A 23,911-nucleotide genomic window follows, 5' to 3' on the forward strand; every position below is an offset into this window, starting at 1 on the left:
GGGGCGTCAAGGTTGTCGGCGGCGAACGGTCGCACCGGCGCACGCCGTCGCCCCGGTCACGAGGTGCGCCGCGGCCCGGCGGCGGCGAGCGCCCGTCCGCACGAGAACACGAGAACACGAGATCCCGAGAGCACGAGATCCCGTGAGCACGAGATCACGAGAACCGGAGACACGACGACACCATGACCGCGATCGATCTGAACGCCGACCTCGGCGAGGGCTTCGGCCGCTGGCGGCTGACCGACGACGAAGCGCTGCTCTCCGTCGTCACCAGCGCCAATGTGGCCTGCGGCTTCCACGCGGGGGACGCGGCCACCATGCGCCGGGTGTGTGAACTGGCGGCCGCGCGCGGGGTGACGATCGGCGCGCAGGTCTCCTACCGGGACCTGGCCGGCTTCGGCCGGCGCGCGATGGACGTGCCGCCCGCCGAGCTGGCCGCCGAAGTGGCCTACCAGATCGGCGCCCTGGAGGTGTTCGCGCGGGCGGCGGGCGCGCGCGTGGCGTACGTCAAACCGCACGGCGCCCTCTACAACCGGGTCGTGCACGACGAGGAGCAGGCCGCCGCCGTGATCGAGGGCGTGCGGCTGGCCGGCCCGGCGCTGCCCGTGCTCGGCCTGCCCGGCTCGCGGCTGCTGGAGCTGGCCGGGAAGGCGGGGCTGCCGGCCGTCACGGAGGCGTTCGCGGACCGCGCGTACACCGACGAGGGCACGCTGGTGCCGCGGGGCCGCGAGGGCGCCGTGGTGACCGACCCGGACGCCGTCGTGGAGCGCTCGGTGAGCCTCGCCCGGTCCGGCGCGGTCGTCGCGCACTCCGGCGCACGCATCCTGGTGCGCGCCCGGTCGCTGTGCCTGCACGGCGACACACCCGGCGCGGTCGGCCTGGCCCGCCGGGTCCGCGAGCATCTGGTGGCGGCGGGCGTGCGGGTGGAGGCGTTCGCGTGAGGGCGCTTCCCGTCGGCGACGACGCGCTGCTCCTCGAAGTGGCCTCGGGGGCGGAGGCGCGGGCCCTGCACGCCGAGCTGGTGCGGCGCCGCGCCGAGGGCACGCTGACCGTCCGCGAGATCGTCCCGGCGGCCCGGACGGTCCTGCTCGACGGGCTGGACGACCCCGCCCGCCGGGCGGCGGAACTGACCGCCGCGCCGGTGCCGAAGGTGCCACCACGCGCGGGCGAGGCGGTCGAACTGCCCGTGCGCTACGACGGCCCGGACCTCACGGCGGTCGCCGCGTACTGGCAGGTACCCGAGCACGAGGTGGCCCGCATCCATGCGGGCACCGAGTTCACGGTGGCCTTCTGCGGCTTCGCCCCCGGCTTCGGCTACCTCACCGGGCTCCCGGAGCACCGGCACGTACCGCGCCGCGCCACCCCGCGGACGGCGGTCCCCGCCGGTGCCGTGGCCCTGGCCGGGCCGTACACCGGCGTGTACCCGCGCTCCTCGCCGGGAGGCTGGCAGCTGATCGGCACGACGGACGCCGTGCTGTGGGACCACGCACGCGTACCGGCCGCGCTGCTCGCACCCGGGACGCGCGTGCGGTTCGTACCGGTGGAGGACGCGTGAACGCCTCCGACCGGTACGACGGACCCAGGACGTGTCTCGTCGATCAGGCCGGATCGGCGAGCGGCGTCCGGTGCCGTGCATCGCGAGGCGGAGGAGGGAGTCGATGCGGAGCATGGGCGACCGACGACGCGGCGAGGCGCGGTGCCAGGCGCCGGGAGCCCGTGATCGGTGCGACACCCCCCAGGGAGGGCGCGTGACCGACCGTGCGCTCGTCGTGGTGCGCGCCGGGGCGCTGACCACCGTGCAGGACCGCGGGCGCCCCGGGTACGCCCACCTCGGCGTGCCCCGTTCCGGGGCGCTCGACCCGCCGGCGGCGGCTCTGGTGAACCGGCTCGTCGGGAACCCGCCGGACGCCGCCGTCCTGGAGACCACGGTCAACGGCTGTGCGCTGCGCCCCCGTTCGACGGTGACCGTCGCGGTCGGCGGCGCGCCCTGCCCGGTGACGGTGGGCGGCCGCCCGGCCGCCTGGGGTGCCCCGGTCGTGGTGCCGGCCGGTGAGGTGCTGGAGGTGGGCGCGGCCACGGCCGGCGTACGCGGCTATGTGGCGGTCTCCGGTGGGGTCGCCGTGGAGCCCGTGCTCGGCAGCCGCGCCACCGACCTGCTGTCGGGCCTGGGACCGGCGCCGCTCGCGGACGGCATGGTGCTGCCCCTGGGCGTGCCGGCCAGGCCTCCCGCGCGCGTGGACGGCGCCCCGCGGCCGGGTCCGCCGGCCGAACTCGTGCTGCGGGTGACGGCGGGCCCGCGCGCGGACTGGTTCACGGCGCGGGCGGTCCGGGACCTCACCACGCGCGCGTACCGGGTCTCGGCGGCGAGCAACCGCATCGGACTGCGCACGGAGGGGCCCGCGCTGGAGCGGGCCCGGCCGGGTGAGCTCCCCAGTGAGGGCATGGTCCTCGGTGCGGTCCAGGTGCCACCGGACGGGCGCCCGGTGGTCTTCCTCGCGGACCATCCGACGACCGGCGGCTATCCGGTGATCGCGGTGGTCCGCACCGCGGACCTGCCCGCCGCCGCCCAGGCCCCACCGGGCACCCCGCTCCGCTTCGTACCGGTGCGGCGCCGCTAGGAGCCGCATCCGGCAGCCCCCCGGCGTGAGGTACGGCAGCCCCGCCGGGCAGTGAGGTTGGGCGGCACGGCCAGGGCGTGGGCCCGGAAGCACCGCCAAGGCGTGGGTCCGGAAGCACCTCCACCGCCGTGCGGCCCGGAAGCACCGCCACGGCCGTGCGGCCCGGCAGCGTCGTTACGGCGTGGGACCCGGCAGCGCCGCCACGGCCGTGCGGCCCGGCAGCGTCGTCACGGCGTGGGACCCGGCAGCGCCGCCAGGGCCGCCGTGACCGCCGACGACGCGTGCACGTCCAGCCGCGCGCGGGTGCCCCGGACGCCGTGGTGCAGTTCGTCGGCGGCGAGCCGCAGCAGCTGGGGCAGCAGGTCGCCGCAGCGCCGTACGACCCAGCCGGTGCCGGCCGTGGCCAGCCACACCAGGCTCGCCGTGCGGGTCGGTGCGGGGAACTCCGGCTCGGGTGAGGGCGGCCGGCCGGTCGCCCGGCCCGCCTCGCTGAGCAGAGCATGACAGCGGACGGCGAACTGCCGGTGCCCGCGCTCGCACGGGTGCAGCCGGTCCGCGCTCCACAGCGTGCGGTCGGTGGTCCAGGACCCGTCCGCCGCGTGCAGGTGGAGGGCGCCGTACCGGTCGGACAGTGCGTGGACGACCGTGTTGACCGCCCGCTGCCGGCGGGCCAGCGGGCTGGCGAGGGCGTCCGGGAGCCGCAGCATGGCGCCGGGGTCGGGCAGACAGGCGGTGAGCAGGGTGGCGCCCTGGTGGGCGAAGGACGCGTAGACCCGGTCGAGGCGGGCGGCGACGGCGTTGATGTCGAAGGTGCGGCGCAGCGTGTCGTTGACGCCGATGACCACGGACACCAGGTCGGGGCGCAGCTCCAGGGCGGCCGGCGTCTGCCGTTCCAGCACGTCCCGGGTCTGGGCCCCGCTGACGGCGAGGTTGGTGAACCGCACCCGCTCGCGGTCCTCGGCGAGCGAGGGCGCCAGCAGCGCGGCCCAGCCCCGCCACCCGCTGCCGACCGGGTCGCCCACGCCCTCGGTCAGCGAGTCCCCGAGGGCGACGAATCGTACGGGCCTCATGCCGCGCCCTCCGGGACGGTGGGACGGGCGTCGGCGCGGCGCAGGACCTCGGTGTCGTGGGCCGCGAGGAACGCCTCCACGGCCGTCCCCCAGCCGAAGCACTCGGCACGCGCGCGTGCCGCCTCGCGCCGTTCGGCCTCGCCGCGTTCCAGGACCAGTTCCACGGCGTCCGCGAACGCTTCCCCGCCGCCCGCCGCGGCGGCCCCCGCCGACCCGATGATCTCGGGCAGCGCGGACGACGCGCTCGCCACCACGGGTGTGCCGCAGGCCATGGCCTCCAGGGCGGCCAGTCCGAAGGTCTCGGCGGGCCCGGGCGCGAGGCAGACGTCGGCGGACGCCTGGAGCGCGCCGAGGGCGGCCCGGTCGGAGACGTGTCCGAGGAAGGTCACCGGCAGCCCGCGGTCCCGCGCACGCTGCTCCAGCCGGGCCCGCAGCGGCCCGTCCCCGGCCACCACGAGCACCGCCCGCCGCCCGCGCGACCGCAGCCGCTCCAGGGCGTCCAGGGCGGTGCCGGGACGCTTCTCCACGGACAGCCGGGAGGCCATCACCAGCAGCGTCTCGTCCCCGCGTGCGAGGCGGCCCCGCAGCCCGGGGTCGCGCAGCGCCGGACTGCGTTCCGTCAGGTCGACGCCCAGGGGAGCGCGTACGACGTTGCGCGCGCCGATCCGGACGAACTCGCGCTCGGCGAACTCGGTGGTGCACACCACGCGCGCGTAGACGTGGGCGGTCCGGGTGTTGAGGGAGTCGGCGGCGCGCCGGGCGAGGTGCTCGGGCAGCCCCCAGGTGCGCAGCACGCCGTCGGCGGTCTCGTGGGAGACCATCACGGCCGGCACGCGCGCGCGGCGGGCCCAGCGGCCGGTCCAGCGCAGGGTGGTCCGGTCGGAGACCTCCAGGCGGTCCGGCGCCAGCTCCTCCAGGAGGGCTGCCACGCGCCGCTTGTCGGTGAGGACGCGGTAGCCGCCGGTGCCGGGCAGCAGCGGGCCGGGCAGGGTGATGACCCGGCCCTGCTCGGTGTCGCGGTCGGTGTGCCGTTCGCCGGGCACGATCAGGACCGGCTCGTGGCCCGCGGCCCGGAAGCCCTTGCCGAGCTCCCGCAGGGCGGTGCGCAGCCCGCCGGAAGCGGGGGCGACGAAGTTGGCGAGGCGGACGATGCGCAGGGGCGACCCGCTCGTACGGCCACCGCCGTCCTGCCGGCCGCGAGCCACCGGGCCGGTCATGCCGCCACCGCCGTTCTGCGGGCCGCGAGGACCTCGTCGTAGTGGGCGAGCAGTCGGTCGCCGACGGTGGCCCAGGTGCGGCCCTCGACCGTCGCGCGGGCGGCGGCGCCGTAGGCGGCCCGCCGCACGGGATCGGCGGCCAGGACCCGGACGGCCTCCTGGACGGCGGCGGGGTCGCGTGGCGGGACGAGCAGGCCGGTGCGGCCGTGGGCGACCAGGTCGAGGGGGCCGCCGGCGGCGGGCGCGACCACCGGGACACCGCTGGCCATGGCCTCCTGGACGGTCTGGCAGAACGTCTCGAAGGGGCCGGTGTGCACGAACAGGTCCAGCGAGGCGAAGATCCGGGCCAGCTCGGCACCGGTGCGGCGGCCCAGGAAGAGGGCGCCGGGCAGGGCCTCGGCCAGGTGTGCCCGGCTGGGTCCGTCGCCGACTATCACCACCCGGAGGCCGGCCAGGGCGCAGACCCCGGAGAGGAGTTCGACCTGCTTCTCGGGTGCGAGCCGGCCGACGTAGCCGACGATCGGTTCGCCGCCCGGGGAGAGTTCACGGCGCAGCGCCTCGTCCCGCAGCTCCGGCCGGAAACGCACGGTGTCCACGCCGCGCGGCCACAGGTGCACCCGCGGTACGCCGTGCGCCTCGAGGTCGGACCGGGCGGCGCTGGACGGGGCCAGGGTGCGGTCGGCGGCGGCGTGCACGGAGCGGATCCGCCGCCAGGCGGCGGCCTCTCCGGCGCCCATGTAGGTGCGGGCGTACCCGGCGAGGTCGGTCTGGTACACGGCGACGGCGGGGATGCCGAGCCGGGCGGCGGCGGCCATGCCCCGGACGCCGAGGACGAAGGGACTGGCCAGGTGGACCACGTCGGGGCGGTGGGCGGCGAGCGCCGCGGCGAGGCGCCGGCTGGGCAGGGCGACGCGGACCTGGGGGTAGCCGGGGAGCGGGAGGGAGGGGACCCGGACGACCGGGCAGGGGGCGTCCGGCTCCGGGCGGCCGCCGGCGGGGGCGCCTCCCGGTGCGAGCCCGGCCGAGTACTCGGGGGAGGGAGCGGGGGCGACGACGAGCGGGTGGTGACCGCGATCTACGAGGTGCCGGGCGGTCTGGAGCGCGCAGTGGGCCACGCCGTTCACATCGGGGGGAAAGGATTCGGTCACGATGACGACACGCATACGGGTGTTGTCGCCGTACCGGACGTGCCCGTGTCGTCTTCGATCTTTCCGGGCGGGGAACGTCCCATGAGCGTTGGGTCGCGCACCCGCGCAGGTCAGACGGCCGTCATGGCCGCCTGACCTGCGGGTCACCCGGCGTTCACCCGGCGGGCGGCCCGCTGCCCGGGCGAATGTGCGACGGGGTCAGCCGAGGGCCGCGTCCGGTCCGAACCGGCTGCGTACGGCGGTCTGCACCTCGTCCTCCTCGGCCGGATCGGCGGCCAGGCGGCGCAGGCGCTCCACCACCCGGGCGTCACCGGTCTCGGCGTGCCGGGCGGCGATCTCGCGGGTCGTCTCCTCGCAGTCCCACAGGCATTCGACGGCGAAGCCGGCGGCGAAGGAGGGGTCGGTGGCGGCCAGCGCGCGGGCGGCGCGGCCACGGAGGTGGGAGGAGGCCGTCTCGCGGTAGATGTGGCGCAGGACGGGGGCCGCGCAGGCGATGCCGAGGCGTCCGGCGCCGTCGACCAGGGTCCACAGGGTCGGTGCGTCCGGTCCCTCGCCGCGGACGGCCTCGCGGAGGGCGGCGAGGACGAGGTCGCGGTCCTGGACGCCGCCGCGGCAGGCGAGCATGCGGCCGGCGGCGGCGCCGAGGGCGTCGGGCCGCTGGGCCCAGCCGCGGGCGCGGTCGACGGCGGCGACGCTGCGCATCCGCTCGAAGGCGTCGACGGCGGCCTCCACGACGAGCGCCGTCCCGTCGCCGACCGCGGCCTCGATCAGGTCGAGGGCGCCGGGGTCGTTGCCGTCGGCGAGGTAGCGCAGGGCGGTGCAGCGGGCTCCGTCGCCGCCGGCCCTGGCGGCCCGGAGAATCTCGGGCCGGTCCTCGGGGCCGGCCACGGCGACCAGGCAGCGGGCGGCGGGCACGTGCAGGGCGGCGCCGCGGTCGAGGCCCTGCTGGGCCCATTCGAAGACGGCGCGCACGCTCCAGCCCGGGCGCGGGCCGGTGGGGCGCAGCTGCCGCTGCCAGCGGTCGAAACAGCCGGTCTCCTGGGCGGCACGCACCCGGGTGGCGATCGGTTCCCGCGGGTCCTCGGCCCACAGCCGCCAGGGCCGTGGCTCGAAGGCGTCGCGTACGGCGGCGGCCAGCTCGGCCTCGCCCTCGGGGTCGGCGGGGAAGCGGGCCAGGACGGGGGCGGCGAGGGCGCGCAGGCCCGCGTCGTCGTCCCGCAGGGCCAGCTCGTCCAGGGCCCAGGCCCAGTTGGAGCCGTGCGCGGCGTACCTGCGCAGCAGTTCGAGCGCGTCCCGCCTGCCGTAGGAGGCTAGGTGCCCGAGGACGGCCAGAGCCAGGCCGGTGCGGGACTCGTCGGTGTCGAGGACGTCCTCGGGGTCGAAGAGGTGCGCCTCCACGGCGTCCAGCTCGCCGTTCAGGTCGAGGTAGAGCCGGGCGTAGTACAGGGAGCGGTTCTCCACCTGCCAGTCGTGGCGGGGGTCGCGCAGCACACAGTGGTTCAGGGCCGCGAGCGCTTCGGCGCGCGGCGCCGTGAGCGCGTGCAGCGTGCCGTCACCACGGCCGCGCTGGAGCAGCCCGAGCAGCGTACCGCTGGGCGCTATGACCGGATCGAACATGGGAAACAGCCTCACATCAAGCGTCGACGCAACCGGGGAACACGCATTACCTGGCCGCGTGACACAACGTCGGAGCGCCCGCCGTCTCTTGCTTGCTGTAGACCATCTCTCTCTGCCTCTCGTCGGTGGCCCATGCGGACCGCATCACGGCCCGCGCGGTGCGGCAACACCTGCCCAGCCATCGCGTCCGTGAATCACGACGTCATGATGACCCGCGGTGTGTGCTGCCGCGACCGTATTTCCGGCGGCCCTGTACCGCCTCCCCCGTGTTCTGTGTCAGCTGATCAGGACGCTCGGCTCAGTGTGCGCCGAACAGTTCCAGGAGCTCCGTCTTGCCGAACATCCGGGCGGTGTCGACGGCCGACGGCGTACCGGCGGAAGGATCGGCTCCGCCTGCCAGCAGGGCCTTGATCACGTCCGTCTCGCCCTTGAAGACGGCGCCCGCGAGCGGGGTCTGGCCCCGGTCGTTGACCTGGTCCGCCGCCGCGCCGCGCGCGAGGAGCGCGCGCACCGCGTCGGCGTGGCCGTGATAGGCGGCGAGCATCACCAGGGAGTCGCCGCGGTCGTTGGTGAGGCCGGCCGGCACGCCCGCGTCGACATAGGCCACGAGCGCCTCGGTCTGCCCCTGCCGGGCCAGATCGAAGATCTTGGTCGCCAGCTCCACGACCTCGGGGTCGGGGGCTTCACTCATCGGCCGGACCACCTCTCCTTGCGTATGCGGGAACCGCTACGGGACTGCTTCGGACTGCTTCGGGACTGCCTCGGGACTGCTTCGCGAACCGAGGGAGCGTACGGCAGCGAGCGGACCGCAGCCGTACGAGTGAATCGCCAGCGTACTGGCTCTCGCGGCACATGACCCGATGTGCCCGAGGTAAAGATCACCAACACGCCGCCCGCGAGGCAACAGACCTGGTCAACCAGGTGCAGACTGCCTCCCCCGACTGGGGGAAATCAACCGATTTTCACCCAGTTGCACCTTTAATCGTATGGATACATCCTGTGATCCTGGAAGAACTCATGGTGACTGTCCCCCACCTTCGACACCAGGAGGCCCGAAATGATCCTCTCCCTCTCCGGCGTGCTGCTGCTCGGCATCGTCGTCTTCCTGTTCTTCCGCAAGGACGGGCTGAAGGGCTCGCACGCCACGGTGTCGGCCCTGTTCGGCTTCTACCTGTCGACCACGGGCATCGCCCCGAGCATCAAAGCCGGCGGGGAGAGCCTGGCCAGCCTCCTGGGCGGCATCAAGTTCTGATCCCGCCAGTCCCACCCGCACGCACCCACAGGAGTCAGCAGTGGCCCGGCGCCCTCTCCCCCGCATCCTGAGCAAGGACAGCGCCCAGATCGCCCGGACGCAGATCGCCCGGAGCAGGGAGCTGGCCCGGACGGCGGCCGACAGCGCCACCGACGTCCTCCACCCGCTGATCACCGTCACGCGCGGGCTGCGCCTGCTGGCCTCGGCCGGCCGGCGCAGGTGGGCGGACACGCCGAAGGACAAGCGAGGGCCGCTGCTGTTCTTCGTGGCCTCCGTCTTCCTGGTCGTGGCCCTGATGCCGTACGGGCCGCTGCTCGCCGTCGTCACCGTGATGGCGGCAGCGGCCTGGCAGGGCCGCGACCGCGCCCCGTCGGCGCCCGAGGGGCCCGACGAGTCCCAGACCGAACGGCTCCAGGCGCTGTACGAGGCGCTGGTGCCGTACTTCTCCGGCCCCGAGGACCCGGCGCCGCTGTACGCGCACGGCGGGGAATGGGAGAAGGCTTTCGCGGCACACGAGTTCGACGACGCCGGGCGCGTCGGACACCTCGTGATCCGCTACCCGGCGTACTTCCCGGACGGCGAGCCCGCCGCCCGCGCGCGGATCGAGCAGGTGCTCACCTCCAAGGCCGGCCGGGGCCGCGAGTACCACTTCACGTGGGACGAGGAGGGCAACCAGCTCACGGTGACCGTCCTGCCCCCGCTGCCCGCCGACATCCCCGCGCAGCACTTCGTCACCGCGCCCGGCGAGACCGTCCTCGGCTACACCGACCCCAGCGAGGTGCAGCGCACGCTCCCCCTCTCCTACGGGGAGGAACAGATCGACGTCCCACCGGTCGTCTGGCGCACCGGCATCCGCTCCACCGAGCCGCACCTGCTGGCCATGGGCCACCCCGGCAGCGGCACCTCCACGCTGCTGCGCTCCATCGTCCTGCAGGCCCTGCGGTACGGCGACGTGCTGATCGTCGACGGCGGCGGCACCGGCGAGTACGCGTGCCTGACCGGCCGGGACGGCGTACTGGCCGTGGAGTGCGCGCTCCCGGGCGCGCTGGCCAGCCTGGAGTGGGCCGCGCAGGAGACCGAGCGGCGGCTCATCGCGATCAACCTCGCCCGGCAGGCGGGCGACCCGCCGCCCGCGGACACCCGGCGCCCCTTGTGGATCGTGCTGGACCGGCCGAGCGTCTTCGCCCACCTCGCCACGGCGGACGGCCGCAAGGACCCGCAGCAGCTGCTGCAGGTGCCGCTGCGGCACGGCCGCGCGGCGAACGTGACCGTGGTCGTGGCCGAGCAGCTCGACAGCGCGGAGACGCTGACCGACGCGGTACGGCAGCACACGCGCGCGCGTGTCGTACTCGGGCACGCGGCCGCGCGGCAGGTGGAGGCGGTGCTGGGGGCTCCGCCCAACACGACGCCGCTGACGCACGTGCCGCCCGGGCGGGGGTACGCCCGGCTGGGGTCGGGCCCCGTGCACCGGCTCCAGGTCCCCCGCACACCGGATCCGTACGACGACGCCACGAGCGATGCCGACCGGCAGGCGGTCCTGGAGCTGCTGCCGCCCCGCACCGGTGCGGTGCAGGCGGAACCGGCGGACCTGTCGAAGCCCGCGCCGGCCACGGCACCGGTGGGCGCGGAGGCCATGGCCGCCGAGAGCTGACCGGCCGCCCCGCCGGCACGCCGGGCACGCGGGGCACGCCGGGCACGCGGGGCACGCGGACGAGGAAACCGCATGGCTCCCCCCGACGCCCGACGCCCTGCGCCCTACGCCCTACGCCCTACGCCCTACGCCCTACGCCCTACGCCCTACGCCCTACGCCCTACGCGACGAACGTACGCGGAGCCTCGCCCGAGCCCGTCGCCCCCGACTCCACCAGCCGGGCCGCGGCGGCGAGCCGGGCCGCCGCCTCGTCCGCCACCGCGCCCCCGACGGTGAACGGAAGGCGGACGTAGCCTTCGAAGGCGCCGTCGACGCCGAAGCGGGGGCCGGAGGGGACGCGGACGCCGGTGCGTTCGCCCGCCTCGGCGATGCGGGAGCCGGACAGGCCGCCCGCGCGGACCCAGAGGGTCAGACCGCCCCGGGGCACCTCGAACTCCCAGCCGGGCAGCTCGCGGCGGAGGGCGGCCACGAGGGCGTCGCGGTTCTCGCGGGCCTGGACGCGGCGCAGTTCCACCGCCTGCTCCCAGCCCCCGGTGCTCAGCAGCCAGGTGACGGCGAGCTGTTCCAGCACGGGCGTGCCCAGGTCGGCGTACGCGCGCGCCGCGACCAGGCTGCGGATGACGTCCGGCGCCGCCCGCACCCAGCCGATGCGCATCCCCGCCCAGAACGCCTTGCTGGCCGAGCCCACCGTGATCACCGTGGAGCCGGCCGGGTCGAACCCGCACACCGGCCGGGGCATCCCGCCGTCCCGGAACTCCTCCTCCAGCCACAGTTCCGTCATCGTCTCGTCGGCGACGAGCACCGTGCCGGCCGAGCGGGCCGCGTCCACCAGCCGGCGCCGCTGGTCCTCGTCGGCGAGCGCCCCGGTGGGGTTGTGGAAGTCGGCGACCACGTAGGCGATGCGCGGCGCGGCCTCGCGCAGGATCTGGCGCCAGCGGTCCATGTCCCAGCCGGACAGGCCCTCGGCCATCGCGACGGGGACCAGGCGGACGCCGGCCTCCCGCATGAGCTGGAGGATGTTGGCGTAGGACGGGGACTCCACCGCGATGCGCTCGCCGCGGCCCGCGAAGAGGTGGCAGATCGCGTCCATGGCGCCCATCGCGCCGGTCGTGACCATGATCTGCTCGGGCATGGTGGGGATGCCGCGCGCGGTGTAGCGCTCGGCGATCATCGAGCGCAGGGCGGGCAGTCCGGCCGGGTAGTCGCCGTGCGTGTGGGCGTACGGCGGCAGTTCTTCCAGGGCGCCCTGGACGGCGCGGGTGAGCCACGGCTCGGGCGCCGGGAGCGAGGCGCAGCCCAGGTCGATCACCGAGCCGAGGGCCTCCGGGGGCAGCGGTTCCAGACCGCGGGCCGGGATCGGGTTGCCGGCCGGTACGGCGGTCCAGCTGCCCGCGCCGCGCCGGGACTCCAGGAAGCCCTCCCCGCGCAGCGCCTCGTAGGCGGCCGCGACGGTGGTGCGGCTGACGGAGAGGGCCAGGGCCAGTTCGCGTTCCGCGGGGAGGCGGGCGGCGACCGGGACGCGGCCCTCCAGCACGAGCAGCCGGATGCCGTCGGCGAGGGCGCGGTAGGCGGGGGGACGCCGGGTGCCGGGGCCAGCCGGCCGGTCCTGCTGCGAGTTGAGGAGCCGGGCGAGCTGTGCGGCCCCCACGGCCGAGGTCCACTGCGCCATGAATATCAGTCCACCTTCCCCGGATTGGCCATGGATGGGGATACATCCCAAGCCACAGAGTGTCATGTGTCAGGCCACCGTCACCACCCAGGGGGGTATGTCGTGTCCGCTGCGGGCCACCTTGCTCGACGTCTGTTCCAGCTGTACGCCGGACTGGCGCTGTACGGAGCGAGCGCCGCCCTGCTCGTGACGGCGGGGCTGGGACTGGAGCCCTGGGGCGTACTGCACCAGGGGCTCGCGAAGCTCACCGGGCTGACCATCGGTGTGGTGTCCATCATCGTCGGCGCGGCGGTGCTGCTCCTGTGGGTCCCGCTGCGCCAGCGGCCCGGCCTCGGCACGGTCTCCAACGTCTTCGTGGTCGGCCTCGCCATGGACGGCACGCTCGCGCTCCTCCCGGACGCGCACTCCCTCGCCGTCCGCGTCCCGCTGCTGCTCGCGGGGACCGTGCTGAACGGAGCGGCGACCGGTCTGTACATCGCGGCGCGATTCGGGCCGGGCCCGCGCGACGGGCTGATGACCGGGCTGCACCGGCGCACCGGCCGCTCGATCCGCCTGATGCGGACGGTGATCGAGGTGGCGGTGCTGGTCACCGGATTCGTGCTGGGCGGCACCGTCGGCGTGGGCACCGTGCTGTACGCCGTGGCCATCGGCCCGCTCGCGCAGGCGTTCCTGCGGGTGTTCGCCCTCCCCTCGGCACCCGCGGGCAGCACGGTCGTTGCCGCGGCGCCACCGGAGCGAGCCATACTGCGTCCGTGACCCTCTCGACGCCGCCCCCGCGCCACCCCTACCTGGACCACCCGGGCCCGATCGCCTTCGCCCACCGCGGCGGGGCGGCCGACGGCCTGGAGAACACCGTGGCGCAGTTCCGGCGCGCGGTGGAACTGGGCTACCGGTACATCGAGACCGATGTGCACGCCACCGCGGACGGCCGGCTGGTCGCCTTCCACGACGCCACCCTGGACCGGGTCACCGACGGGGCGGGCCGGATAGCCGATCTGGCGTGGGCGGAGGTACGGCACGCGCGCGTGGGCGGCCGGGAACCGGTGCCGCTGTTCGAAGAGCTGCTGGAGACCTTTCCCGGGGTGCGCTGGAACGTCGACGTCAAGGCGGAGCCCGCGCTGCGCCCGCTGCTGGAGCTGATCGAGCGCACGGACGCCTGGGACCGGGTCTGCGTGGGCTCCTTCTCCGAGGCGCGGGTGCTGCGGGCGCAGCGGCTGGCCGGTCCCCGGCTGGCCACCTCGTTCGGCACGCGCGGGGTGCTCAGCCTGCGGCTGCGCTCGTGGGGACTGCCGGCCGCGGTGCGCCGGTCGGCCGTGGCCGCGCAGGTCCCCGAGGCGCAGTCGGGCGTGCCCGTGGTCGACCACCGCTTCGTCCGCGCCGCCCACGCGCTCGGGCTGCAGGTGCACGTGTGGACGATCAACGAGCCGGAGCGGATGCACCGGCTCCTGGACCTCGGCGTTGATGGCATCATGACCGATCACATCGACACGTTGCGCAAGGTCATGGAGGACCGCGGCGTCTGGGTCTGACCGCCCGGCCGCCCCGGCCCGAGCCTTCGCGGTGGAACGGGGAAAGCGAGGGCACGGGTGGGCACCGAGACCGTGCGTACACAGGGGGCCGGCCGGACCGGTCTCGAACGGGAGCAGCGCGGCTGGTACGTCTACGACTGGGCGTGCTCCGTCTATTCGACCAGCGTCCTGACCGTGTTCCTCGGCCCGTACCTCACCTCGGTCGCCGAGCACGCGGCGGACGGCGACGGCTATGTGCACCCGCTGGGCGTCCCGGTCCGCGCGGGCTCCTTCTTCGCCTACTCGGTGTCGCTGTCGGTGATCCTGGCGGTCGTCCTCATGCCCCTGGTGGGCGCGGCGGCCGACCGTACGGGCCGCAAGAAGCCGCTGCTCGCCGCGGCGGCCTACACCGGTGCGGCGGCGACCGCGGGGATGTTCTTCCTGGGCGGCGACCGGTACCTGCTCGGCGGGGCGCTGCTCGTCGTGGCCAACGCGGCGCAGTCCGTCGCGATGATGCTGTACAACTCCTACCTGCCGCAGATCGCCCCACCGGAGCAGCGCGACGCGGTCTCCTCCCGGGGCTGGGCCCTCGGGTACGCCGCGGGCGCCCTGGTCCTCGTCGCCGATCTGGTGCTGTACTCGGCGCACGACTCCTTCGGCCTCTCCGAGAGTGCCGCCGTCCGCGTCTGCCTGGGCTCGGCGGGCCTGTGGTGGGGTGCCTTCACGCTCGTACCGCTGAACAGGCTGCGCGACCGCCACGCGCGCGTGGAGCGGACCACGGCGCCGGGACTGCGCCAGCTCGCGGCGACGGTCCGCGACATGCGCCGGCACCCGCTGACACTGGCGTTCCTGCTGGCGTACCTCGTCTACAACGACGGCATCCAGACGGTGATCACGCAGGCCTCGGTCTACGGCTCCGAGGAGCTGGGGCTCGGGCAGTCGACCCTGATCGTGGCGGTGCTGCTGGTGCAGGTGCTGGCCGTGGCGGGGGCGCTGGTGATGGGCCGGCTGGCGCGGATCCACGGGGCGCAGCGGACGATCCTCGGTTCGCTGGTGGCGTGGACGCTGACGCTGGCCGCGGGCTACTTCCTGCCCGCGCGCACGCCGGTGTGGTTCTTCGTGCTGGCCGCCGGGATCGGCCTGGTCCTCGGGGGCAGCCAGGCGCTGTCCCGGTCGCTCTTCTCCCACCTGGTCCCGCCGGGCAAGGAGGCCGAGTACTTCTCCGCCTACGAGGTGAGCGACCGCGGGATGAGCTGGCTCGGGCCGCTGCTGTTCGGCCTGACCTACCAGCTGACCGGGAGCTACCGGTCCGCGATCGTCTCGCTCGTGGCCTTCTTCGTCGTCGGTTTCGTCCTGCTCGCGCGGGTACCGGTACGGCGGGCGATCACGGAGGCGGGCAACCCGCTGCCGGAGAAGATCTAGCGTCGATTTAGCACTCGGCGTGAAAGGGCGGTAGTGTACGCCTTTGGCCTGCCAGGCGTACCGTTACTGCGCGTCAAAGATGCCGAAACGCTGGGTGACATCTGCTAGCAGATGTGACAAACCGGGCGCCTGTGGGTAGAACAAGGGGCGGCTACGACGGCGACGCATGACCCGGAACGGGACTCGGAACGGGAATCTTTACCGCCGACCGGACGTTGACCGGATGACGACGACAGCGACACCTGTCCTGTGGGCGACAAGCCCGGGAGGCACGATTCATGAGTGAGCGAGCTCTTCGCGGTACGCGCCTCGTGGTGACCAGCTACGAGACGGACCGCGGTATCGACCTGGCCCCGCGCCAGGCCGTGGAGTACGCATGTGAGAAGGGGCACCGCTTCGAGATGCCCTTCTCGGTCGAGGCGGAGATCCCGCCGGAGTGGGAGTGCAAGGTCTGTGGGGCCCCGGCACTCCTCGTGGACGGCGACGGCCCGGAGGAGAAGAAGGCCAAGCCCGCGCGTACCCACTGGGACATGCTGATGGAGCGACGCACCCGTGAGGAACTCGAAGAGGTCCTCGAGGAGCGTCTGGCGGTTCTGCGCTCGGGCGCGATGAACATCGCGGTCCACCCGAGGGACAGCCGCAAGAGCGCCTAGCCCCTGCGGGGCCCGGCCCTTTCAGCGCAACACAACCGACCGCGGGCGCCGTGCGTGGATTCCACGTACGGCGCCCGCGGTCGTTGTACCTCCACGGACGCCCGTGAGCCGGCCCTCAGCGGGTCAGCGGCGGGCGTGGCCCCTGCGGGGCGTCGTGCGGCTCGTCGTTCCTGATGACCTCGCCCGGCACGACCTTGCCGTCGGGCCGGTACACGCGGGCCTGCTGGAAGGCGTCGCCCAGGCTGCCCGGGACGGCCTGGCGCAGCCGCTTGTGCAGGGCGTTCTCCGTGTAGCGGCTCACCGCCTTCTGCACCGGCGGCAGCAGCAGGAGCAGACCCGCCGCGTCCGAGACCAGACCGGGGAGCATCAGCAGCAGGCCGCAGAGCGTCGTCAGGCCGTTGCCGCCGCCGTTGCCCGCGGGCGCCCCGCCCTGCCGGAGCGCGGCGTTCAGGCTCTGGAAGGCGCGCCGACCGGCCCGCTTGATGACCACGGAGCCGGCCACGAGACCCGCGACGAGCAGCAGGAACACCGTCGGGCCGCCCGCCGCGCCGGCGACCAGGGTCAGCAGCCAGATCTCCAGCGCCAGCCACGCGGCGATGCCCAGCGGCAGGTACCTGCGCAGCCGGGAGCGCCGGCGGGCGGTGAACGGAGAGGTCGGAGCGCCAGTCGTCATGCCCCCAGTGTGCCTGGGCGCGGCTCAGCGCGGGATAAGGGGGGTGATCCGCCGGGGTGTACCGGCCGTCAGGCGTGCTTGTCCTTGCCGGTGAGCTTGCCGAGGCGGTCCCCGACGCCCCAGGCGGTGACCCGCCACAGCGCCTCGACCACGATGTCCCGGCTCATCTTGGAGTCGCCCAGCTCGCGCTCGACGAAGGTGATGGGGACCTCCACGACGTGGTATCCGGCCTTCACCGCGCGGCGGGCCAGGTCGACCTGGAAGCAGTACCCCTGCGAGGCGACCTCGCCGAGGCCGAGGCCCTCCAGGGTCTCGCGGCGGAAGGCGCGGAAGCCGCCCGTCACGTCCCGGATCGGCACGTCGAGCAGGAGCCGCGAGTAGGTGGACCCGCCGCGCGAGAGGAACTCCCGCGACTTGGGCCAGTTCACCACCCGGCCGCCGGGCACCCAGCGGGAGCCGAGGACCAGGTCGGCGCCCTTCAGGGCGGTGAGCAGCCGGGGCAGCTCCTCGGGCTGGTGGGAGCCGTCGGCGTCCATCTCGATCAGCACGCCGTAGTCGTGCTCCATGCCCCAGCGGAAGCCCGCGAGGTAGGCGGCGCCCAGGCCCTCCTTGCCCTTGCGGTGCAGCACCTGGACGTGGTCGTCCGCGGCGGCCAGCTCGTCGGCGAGCTTGCCGGTGCCGTCGGGGCTGTTGTCGTCCGCGATCAGTACGTGTGCCTCGGGGACGGCCCTGCGCACCCGGCCGACGATGGACTTGATGTTCTCCGCCTCGTTGTAGGTCGGGATGATCACCAAGGCCGTGCCGAGCGGGCCGAACTGCCTCCCCTGGGCCTTGGCCGCGAGGGTCCCGTCGCCGTCGTTCACTGCTGCCCCTTCATGTCGTACGCAGGGGTCCACCATAGTGGCCGCGGCCTGGGAAGACGTGACAGCTCGCGCGTATGGTGGTGTCGATCGCACGACAGCGGGGTAAGAGTGGGCCTTCCGGCCCCTCGCCGACGCGTTCCCGGCGGCTTCGAGCCACGGCGGAAGCCACGACGGATGGGGGCCCGGCGCCCTTCGGGCCGACCTGGGACCCGCTGGCTGCGGGTCGACCGAAAGCCGTTGTCTACTGAGCGCCCGGGCCCCACCCGGGTCACACCTGGCCGGCCAGCGGGGACGTTCCCTTGTCGGCGCGGGCACTGAGCCTGGCTGCCAGTTACGGTGCCCCGGTGCGGCACACCGTCCCTGACCCAGCGGCGCTGCGACGAGTCGTCTGAACGTCCCCCGGTCGGGCGTCCGGTGGTGGACGCGGCCGAACCTACCGGCCCCCGGCTGCCGACTGTCAACACCTCTCTGACCTGCGGCGACGACAGCGGCGGTGCGTGCGGTGGGGAGGATGCGCAGGTCGGGCGGCGGAGGCGCGGCGGCCGGGGGCCGTGGCGCCGCCCCGGGAGATCACTCGCCCGGCCGTACGAACACGGTCCGCCCGCCCACCACGGTGCGCAGGCAGACGGGCAGGTCGCGGCCCGGGGTCAGGTCGGGCAGGCCGGGCGTGCCGGAGCGCGGGTCGGTCGACCAGCGCGCCACCCGGTCGTCGGGGGCCTGCACGATCAGCTCGTCGGTGCGCCAGACGGCGTAGTCGGCGGGCGCGCCCGGCACCAGGACGCCCGCGTCGTCCCGCCCGACGGCCCGCCAGCCGCCCCGGGTGTGCGCGGTGAACGCGGCCCGCACGGAGATCCGGTGCTCGGGCGTGTGGTGGAAGGCGGCGGCGCGGACCGTGCCCCACGGGTCGAGCGGGGTGACGGGGCTGTCGGAGCCGAAGGCGAGCGGTACGCCGGCGCGGAGCAGCGCGGCGAACGGGTTGAGGGTGCGGGCCCGCTCGGCGCCCAGCCGCCGGGCGTACATGCCCTGCTCGCCGCCCCACAGGGCGTCGAAGGCGGGCTGGACGGAGGCGATCAGGCCCAGCTCGGCGAAGCCGGCGACGGTCTCGGGGGTGAGCATCTCGGCGTGCTCGACGCGGTGCCGGGCGGCGCGGATCCGGGCGAGGCCCAGCTTGTCGGCGGCGGCGCGGACACCCTCGACGACGGCGGCGACGGCGGCGTCGCCGATGGCGTGGAAGCCGGCCTGGAGGCCCGCCTCGGTGCAGGCCACCACGTGCGCGGCGACGGCGTCGGCGTCCAGGTAGGCGGTCCCGGCGTGGCCGGCGTCGGCGTACGGCTCGTGCAGGCAGGCGGTGTGCGAGCCGAGGGCGCCGTCGGCGAAGAGGTCGCCCGCGGCGCCGGCCGCGCCCAGCTCACGGGCCCTGGCGACGCCTTCGTCGGCCCGCTCGGCCCAGTAGCCGACGACCCGGGGGCCCGGTTCCGCGGCCGCGAGCCGCAGCAGGGCGGTGAAGTCGTCCTCGGAGGAGATCTGCGGTCCGCCGCACTCGTGCACGGTGCCGATGCCGAGGGAGGCCGCGTGGGCCAGGGCGGTGCGCTGGGCCTCGGCGCGCTGGGCGGGGGTGACGGCGGCGAGGGCGGCCTCGCGTACGGCGTGGTGGGCGTCCCGGGTGAGCGGGGCGTCCTCGCGGGGGACGTCACCGCGGACCAGGTCGAGCAGGGCGGTGGTGACGACCGCCGAGTGGACGTCGATGCGGGAGAGGTACAGCGGGCGTCCACCGGTGGCCTCGTCCAGCTCCGCGCGGGTCGGCGGGCGGCCGCCGGGCCAGCGGGCCGCGTCCCAGCCGTGGCCCAGCAGGACCCGGTCGTCGGGGCGGGCGGCGGCGAACTCGCGGACGCGCGCGAGGGCCGCCTCCAGGGAAGGCGTGCCGGACAGGTCGAGGCCGGTCAGGGCCAGGCCGGTGGCGGTGGTGTGCACATGGGCGTCGGTGAAGGCCGGGGTGACCAGGGCGCCGTCGAGGTCGACCACCTCGTCCACACCGTCGGCGAAGGCGTCGGCGGCGCCCTCGGAGCCGACCCAGGCGACCTGGCCGCGCTCCACCACCATCGCGGTGGCGAAGGGGTCGGCGGGGCTGTGCACCTCCCCGCGGCGCAGCAGGACGGTCTGGGGCTCGGCGGACTGCTCACTCATGGACACAGTCTCTCGCGCGCGGGGGGCGCGCCGGGCACCGGGGCGGCCGGATCAGATCTTCGGGGGCCGTGCCTCGTACGGGGTCGACAGCACCACGGTGGTGCGGGTGGAGACGCCGGCCAGCGAGCGCAGCCGGGCCAGCAGTTCCTCCAGTTCGTGCGGGGTGGCCACACGCACCTTGAGGATGTAGTTCTCGTCGCCGGCCACGCTGTGGCAGGCCTCGATCTCGGGGACGCCGGCGAGGCGGTCCGCGATGTCGTCGGGGGCGCTGGGGTCGAACGGCTTCACCGAGATGAAGGCGGTCAGCGGCAGCCCGACGGACTCGGGGTCGACCACCGCCGCGTAGCCGCGGATGACGCCACGCTGTTCGAGCCGGCGCACCCTCTGGTGTACGGCCGACGTGGACAGGCCCGTGGCCTTGCCCAGGTCTGTGTAGCTCATCCGCCCGTCCGTGACGAGCAGCTGCACGATCTGACGGTCCAGCTCCTCCATGGCGCCACAACCTACAGTGCCGCTGATCTCCTCCGATACCCGAGAGGCGCAGGTCACTCCGCGTTCGTCGGAAAGACCACCGCAACGGGCACCTCGTACGGCGTGTGACCAACGCCACACACCCCGGGCGGGCTCCGTGATGTTCTCGTGATTACCGCCGAGACGGGACGGGAAGTGCTTGCTGTGGTCGAGGCCGCAGTGCCTTCACGGCCCAGCCTTAGGGGGAGTTCCCATGCAGAGTGCCCATCACCCTGGCCGATCCACGTCCACGAGCCGGCAGCCGGTCGCCGAGCCCGAGCCGGAGGGCGTCGAACCCGACGCCTTCGACGAGGAACTGGACGCCTACGACACCTTCGAGATGTACCGGGTGATCTGCCCGGACTGCGCGCAGCCGATCGCGCTGCTGGCGGACGAGGAGTTCCTGCCGGAGCACGCGCTGTGCGCCTCGCCGTGGAACCCGTTCGGGCTCACGGTGTGCGCGGGCACGGGCCGTTCGGCGGCCGACGCCCGCCCCGCGGACGAGTCCTTCGAACCGCAGGAGCAGGACACCGCCCTGCTGCTGACGCTCCCCCAGGGTCTCGACTGGCGGACGCAGCCCTTCTCGCACGTCGGCGGCCCGGGCTCACGCCCGATGCGCGTGCCGGCGATGCGCCGCCAGGCGGCCTGAGCCGCCCCACCCCGTTCCGTACCACTCATGGAGGGCGGTACCCGGCGCGCCGGGTACGCGTCGAGCGGTACGGGACGGTCGTCGGCCACCGACACCCCCTGGACGGTGCCTGGCTGACGGTGCGTCAGCCGGGCCGGGAGACCGGAGCGCGGACCGGACGTCCGTGAACTGACTCTCGATTCCGCCGGGGGGTGACCTGTCCGCCCGCCACCGCGTTGCCCAGGCATGACCCCCATGTACTCGGCAACCGGGCGTCAGCGCCGTGTCTTCGTGCCGCGCCCCGCGGAATCGGTTCCGCCGGCCGGGCCGCTGGATCCGCCCATCTACCGCGATCTCATGCGGACCTGGGCCGACCGGGGCCGGACCCTGCCGGGCCGCCACGACCCGGAGTGGGTCCGGCTGGCGGCACCGACGATCCTCCGGGGGGAGTTCAGCGACCCTCGGGTCCCGCCACGTGACGGGCGATGACCATCCGCTGGATCTGGTTGGTGCCCTCGACGATCTGGAGCACCTTGGCCTCGCGCATGTAGCGCTCGGCCGGGAAGTCGGCGGTGTAGCCGTAGCCGCCGAGTATCTGCACGGCGTCCGTGGTGACCTTCATGGCCGTGTCGGTGCAGTGCAGCTTGGCCATGGCGGCCTGCTTGGCGAACGGCAGGCCCGCGTCCCGCAGCCGGGCCGCCGCGAGGTACAGCGCGCGGCCGGCCTCGATCTGGGTGGCCATGTCGGCGAGCATGAACCGCAGGCCCTGGAAGTCGGCGATGGGCCGGCCGAACTGCCGGCGCTGGGTGGCGTAGCGGACCGCCTCGTCCAGTGCGGCCTGGGCGAGGCCGACGGCACAGGCGGCGATGCCGAGCCGGCCGGAGTCCAGTGCCGCCAGGGCGATGGCGAATCCCTGGCCCTCCTCGCCGATGCGCCGGTCGTCGCCGACACTGACGCCGTCGAAGTGCACCTGGGCGGTGGGCGAGCCCTTCATGCCCATCTTCTTCTCGGGCGCCGCACCGCTCAGGCCGGGCGCGTCGCCGGGCACGAGGAAGGCGGTGATCCCGCGCGGGCCCTCCTCGCCGGTGCGGGCCAGCACGGTGTAGAAGTCGGCGATGCCGCCGTGCGTGATCCAGGCCTTGGTGCCGGTGATCACCCACCGGTCGCCGTCCCGGACGGCCCTGGTGCGCAGGGAGGCCGCGTCCGAACCGGAGGACGGCTCGGACAGGCAGTAGGCGCCGAGCAGACCGCCGCCGAGCATCGCGGGCAGGTGCTCGACCTGCTGCTGCTTGGTGCCGTGGGCGGCGAGCGCGTAGGAGGCGAGGGTGTGGACGCTGACGCCGAGGCCGACGGTGAGCCGGGCCGCGGCGAGCTCCTCCAGGACCTGGAGGTAGACCTCGTAGGGCTGGTCCCCGCCGCCGTGCTCCGCGGCGTACGGCAGGCCCAGCAGGCCGGACTCGGAGAGCAGGGTGAAGACCTCGCGCGGGAAGCGTCCCGCGTCCTCCTCCTGTGCGGCCTTCGGCGCGATCTCGCGCTGGGCGATCTCCCGGACGAGGGCGAGCAGATCCCTCGCCTCTTCCGTGGGCAGTTGACGCTCCACCGGCTGCGGGTCGCGGTCGGACATGGCGTCGGGCTCCTCCCTGTTCGGACACCGGCGGCAGGGCCCGGGATGGGGGCGACTCCGCCTGATCGCGCTCTGCCGGAAGGCACCGGCTCCCGGGTCTCGGAAGCTGCTGACCAGCGGCATGCGCTGTGAGTATGCCCGATCGGCGACCTCCAGTCACCAGTTAACGACCGCTCACTTCAAGATTCCAGTCGAGCCCTCTCCGAGCGGCGAGATTGGTCCGAACCATTGACCTAGTGGTCTAGTCCTCCTACTGTGCATGACCAACGCTTTACCGCGTTCATGCCAATCGGCGCGCGTTCCCCTCTCCCCCACGAGGAGACACCCGAATGCACTCTCCCCACCGCTCCCTGGTCCGGGCGCTCGTCTCGGCCGCGTGTACCGCGGCCCTCGGCGCCGGACTGCTCGCCGGCACCGGCACGGCCACCGCCGCGGCGCCGAGCGCCCCGCAGGCGACGGCCGGCTCCAAAGTCGTCGGCTACTTCACCGAATGGGGCACCTACGACCGCAAGTACTACGTCAAGAACATCGAGACCTCGGGCTCCGCGGCCAAGCTGACCCACATCAACTACGCCTTCGGCAACGTCACCGGCGGCAAGTGCGCCATGGGCGACTCCTACGCGGCCACCGACCGCGCCTACACCGCCGCCGAGTCCGTCGACGGTGTCGCCGACACCTGGGACCAGCCGCTGCGCGGCAACTTCAACCAGCTGCTGAAGCTGAAGAAGAAGCACCCGGGGCTGAAGGTCCTGTGGTCCTTCGGCGGCTGGACCTGGTCCGGCGGCTTCGGCGAGGCCGCGAAGAACCCGGCCGCCTTCGCCCAGTCCTGCTACGACCTGGTGAAGAACTCCAAGTGGGCCGGCGTCTTCGACGGCATCGACATCGACTGGGAGTACCCGAACGCCTGCGGCGCCACCTGCGACACCAGCGGGCGGGAGGCGTTCAGGAACCTGATGGCCGCCCTGCGGTCGAAGTTCGGTTCCGGGAACCTGGTGACCGCGGCGATCACCGCCGACGCCACCAGCGGCGGCAAGATCGACGCGGCGAACTACGCGGGCGCCGCCCAGTACGTCGACTGGTACAACCCGATGACCTACGACTACTTCGGCGCCTGGGACGCGAGCGGCCCCACCGCCCCGCACTCCCCGCTGAACTCCTACGCGGGCATTCCCAAGGCGAACTACTACACCTCCGCGACGATCGCCAAGCTCAAGGGCCTCGGCATCCCGGCCTCCAAGCTGCTGCTCGGCATCGGCTTCTACGGGCGCGGCTGGACCGGTGTCACCCAGGCGGCGCCCGGCGGCACGGCCACGGGTCCGGCGGCCGGAACGTACGAGCAGGGCATCGACGACTACAAGGTGCTCAAGACCAAGTGCCCGGCGACCGGCACGGTGGGCGGCACCGCCTACGCCAAGTGCGGCAACGACTGGTGGAGCTACGACACCCCGGCGACCATCGCCACCAAGATGACGTACAAGAACCAGCAGGGCCTCGGCGGCACCTTCTTCTGGGAGCTGAGCGGCGACACCGCAGGCGGTGAGCTCATCAGGGCGATCAACTAGCCCCGCGCCGACGGACCGGGAGCGGAGACCACGAGCCTCCGC

At 74.3% G+C, this 23,911-nt stretch carries 23 protein-coding genes; 12 read left to right on the top strand and 11 right to left on the bottom strand.

Annotated features, from left to right (window positions below; translation table 11 throughout):
* Positions 1-182 precede the first annotated feature (182 nt).
* From ABZ576_RS31075 to ABZ576_RS31085, 3 genes are all read left to right on the top strand, one after another.
* Positions 183-941: a 5-oxoprolinase subunit PxpA gene (locus ABZ576_RS31075; RefSeq protein WP_360748266.1), complete on the top strand. Its 759-nt coding sequence runs from the start codon at positions 183-185 to the stop codon at positions 939-941.
* Positions 938-1,555 (top strand): allophanate hydrolase subunit 1, encoded by a 618-nt coding sequence (locus ABZ576_RS31080; protein ID WP_360748269.1) that lies wholly within the window; start codon positions 938-940, stop codon positions 1,553-1,555. The genes ABZ576_RS31075 and ABZ576_RS31080 overlap by 4 nt, the downstream gene beginning before the upstream one ends.
* 193 nt (positions 1,556-1,748) lie before the next feature.
* Positions 1,749-2,618 (top strand): biotin-dependent carboxyltransferase family protein, encoded by an 870-nt coding sequence (locus tag ABZ576_RS31085; protein WP_360748272.1) that lies wholly within the window; start codon positions 1,749-1,751, stop codon positions 2,616-2,618.
* A 227-nt stretch (positions 2,619-2,845) separates the two neighbouring features.
* On the opposite strand, the gene ABZ576_RS31090 is transcribed toward ABZ576_RS31085, so the two are convergent.
* From ABZ576_RS31090 to ABZ576_RS31110, 5 genes are all read right to left on the bottom strand, one after another.
* Positions 2,846-3,688, bottom strand: a complete 843-nt coding sequence (locus ABZ576_RS31090; protein WP_360748275.1) for an SGNH/GDSL hydrolase family protein — start codon at positions 3,686-3,688, stop codon at positions 2,846-2,848.
* Positions 3,685-4,905 (bottom strand): glycosyltransferase, encoded by a 1,221-nt coding sequence (locus ABZ576_RS31095; protein WP_360748278.1) that lies wholly within the window; start codon positions 4,903-4,905, stop codon positions 3,685-3,687. Before ABZ576_RS31095 ends, ABZ576_RS31090 begins: the two co-directional genes overlap by 4 nt.
* On the bottom strand, positions 4,902-6,068 hold the full coding sequence (locus ABZ576_RS31100; protein ID WP_360748281.1) for a glycosyltransferase family 1 protein: 1,167 nt from the start codon (positions 6,066-6,068) through the stop codon (positions 4,902-4,904). Before ABZ576_RS31100 ends, ABZ576_RS31095 begins: the two co-directional genes overlap by 4 nt.
* 183 nt (positions 6,069-6,251) lie before the next feature.
* The gene (locus tag ABZ576_RS31105) at positions 6,252-7,670 is read right to left on the bottom strand and encodes a HEAT repeat domain-containing protein (protein ID WP_360748284.1); all 1,419 of its coding nucleotides are present in this window, start codon (positions 7,668-7,670) and stop codon (positions 6,252-6,254) included.
* A 298-nt stretch (positions 7,671-7,968) separates the two neighbouring features.
* On the bottom strand, positions 7,969-8,361 hold the full coding sequence (locus tag ABZ576_RS31110; protein ID WP_360748287.1) for an ankyrin repeat domain-containing protein: 393 nt from the start codon (positions 8,359-8,361) through the stop codon (positions 7,969-7,971).
* Between the two features lie 366 nt (positions 8,362-8,727).
* On the opposite strand from ABZ576_RS31110, the gene ABZ576_RS31115 reads away from it, so the two are divergent.
* Positions 8,728-8,922 (top strand): hypothetical protein, encoded by a 195-nt coding sequence (locus ABZ576_RS31115; protein ID WP_030620070.1) that lies wholly within the window; start codon positions 8,728-8,730, stop codon positions 8,920-8,922.
* Between the two features lie 40 nt (positions 8,923-8,962).
* Positions 8,963-10,573, top strand: coding sequence for a hypothetical protein (locus tag ABZ576_RS31120; protein WP_360748290.1), 1,611 nt, complete (start codon positions 8,963-8,965; stop codon positions 10,571-10,573).
* A gap of 160 nt (positions 10,574-10,733) precedes the next feature.
* Here the strand turns inward: ABZ576_RS31120 and ABZ576_RS31125 are convergent, their stop codons facing one another.
* Positions 10,734-12,242 (bottom strand): PLP-dependent aminotransferase family protein, encoded by a 1,509-nt coding sequence (locus ABZ576_RS31125; RefSeq protein ID WP_360748293.1) that lies wholly within the window; start codon positions 12,240-12,242, stop codon positions 10,734-10,736.
* 102 nt (positions 12,243-12,344) lie between these two features.
* Between ABZ576_RS31125 and ABZ576_RS31130 the strand changes: the two genes are divergently transcribed.
* The 4 genes from ABZ576_RS31130 (at position 12,345) to ABZ576_RS31145 (ending at position 15,825) form a co-directional block, all read left to right on the top strand.
* Entirely contained in the window at positions 12,345-12,998 is a 654-nt protein-coding gene (locus ABZ576_RS31130; protein ID WP_360748296.1) for a hypothetical protein, read from the top strand.
* Complete coding sequence (locus tag ABZ576_RS31135) at positions 12,995-13,771, top strand: glycerophosphodiester phosphodiesterase (RefSeq protein ID WP_360748299.1); 777 nt, start codon at positions 12,995-12,997, stop codon at positions 13,769-13,771. The genes ABZ576_RS31130 and ABZ576_RS31135 overlap by 4 nt, the downstream gene beginning before the upstream one ends.
* Positions 13,772-13,828: 57 nt before the next feature.
* Positions 13,829-15,172, top strand: a complete 1,344-nt coding sequence (locus ABZ576_RS31140) for an MFS transporter (protein WP_360748302.1) — start codon at positions 13,829-13,831, stop codon at positions 15,170-15,172.
* A 278-nt stretch (positions 15,173-15,450) separates the two neighbouring features.
* Positions 15,451-15,825 carry an RNA polymerase-binding protein RbpA gene (locus tag ABZ576_RS31145; RefSeq protein WP_009187548.1) on the top strand — a complete coding sequence of 125 codons (375 nt, stop codon included), beginning with the start codon at positions 15,451-15,453 and terminating at the stop codon, positions 15,823-15,825.
* Positions 15,826-15,940: 115 nt separating this feature from the next.
* On the opposite strand, the gene fxsA is transcribed toward ABZ576_RS31145, so the two are convergent.
* The 4 genes from fxsA to ABZ576_RS31165 all read right to left on the bottom strand — a co-directional run bounded on the left by fxsA (position 15,941) and on the right by ABZ576_RS31165 (position 20,037).
* Positions 15,941-16,498 (bottom strand): FxsA family membrane protein, encoded by a 558-nt coding sequence (gene fxsA, locus ABZ576_RS31150; RefSeq protein WP_360748305.1) that lies wholly within the window; start codon positions 16,496-16,498, stop codon positions 15,941-15,943.
* Between the two features lie 68 nt (positions 16,499-16,566).
* Complete coding sequence (locus ABZ576_RS31155; RefSeq protein WP_360748308.1) at positions 16,567-17,361, bottom strand: polyprenol monophosphomannose synthase; 795 nt, start codon at positions 17,359-17,361, stop codon at positions 16,567-16,569.
* Positions 17,362-17,931: 570 nt separating this feature from the next.
* A complete protein-coding gene (locus ABZ576_RS31160) occupies positions 17,932-19,545 on the bottom strand; it encodes an amidohydrolase (RefSeq protein ID WP_360748311.1) in 1,614 nt (537 codons plus the stop codon).
* Positions 19,546-19,596: 51 nt separating this feature from the next.
* The gene (locus ABZ576_RS31165) at positions 19,597-20,037 is read right to left on the bottom strand and encodes an Lrp/AsnC family transcriptional regulator (protein ID WP_360748314.1); all 441 of its coding nucleotides are present in this window, start codon (positions 20,035-20,037) and stop codon (positions 19,597-19,599) included.
* 232 nt (positions 20,038-20,269) lie between these two features.
* Between ABZ576_RS31165 and ABZ576_RS31170 the strand changes: the two genes are divergently transcribed.
* Entirely contained in the window at positions 20,270-20,704 is a 435-nt protein-coding gene (locus ABZ576_RS31170; protein WP_360748317.1) for a hypothetical protein, read from the top strand.
* 225 nt (positions 20,705-20,929) lie between these two features.
* Positions 20,930-21,172: a hypothetical protein gene (locus ABZ576_RS31175; RefSeq protein ID WP_360748320.1), complete on the top strand. Its 243-nt coding sequence runs from the start codon at positions 20,930-20,932 to the stop codon at positions 21,170-21,172.
* Here ABZ576_RS31175 and ABZ576_RS31180 read toward each other — a convergent pair.
* On the bottom strand, positions 21,135-22,307 hold the full coding sequence (locus tag ABZ576_RS31180) for an acyl-CoA dehydrogenase family protein (protein ID WP_360748323.1): 1,173 nt from the start codon (positions 22,305-22,307) through the stop codon (positions 21,135-21,137). The genes ABZ576_RS31175 and ABZ576_RS31180 overlap by 38 nt on opposite strands.
* 329 nt (positions 22,308-22,636) lie before the next feature.
* Here ABZ576_RS31180 and ABZ576_RS31185 point away from each other — a divergent pair, with 329 nt between their 5' ends.
* Entirely contained in the window at positions 22,637-23,869 is a 1,233-nt protein-coding gene (locus ABZ576_RS31185) for a glycoside hydrolase family 18 protein (RefSeq protein WP_360748326.1), read from the top strand.
* The last annotated feature ends 42 nt before the right edge of the window (positions 23,870-23,911 follow it).

Origin of the sequence: Streptomyces sp. NPDC013455 (genome assembly GCF_040632975.1) — a bacterium.
In the GTDB taxonomy this organism is placed as follows: Bacteria; Actinomycetota; Actinomycetes; order Streptomycetales; family Streptomycetaceae; genus Streptomyces.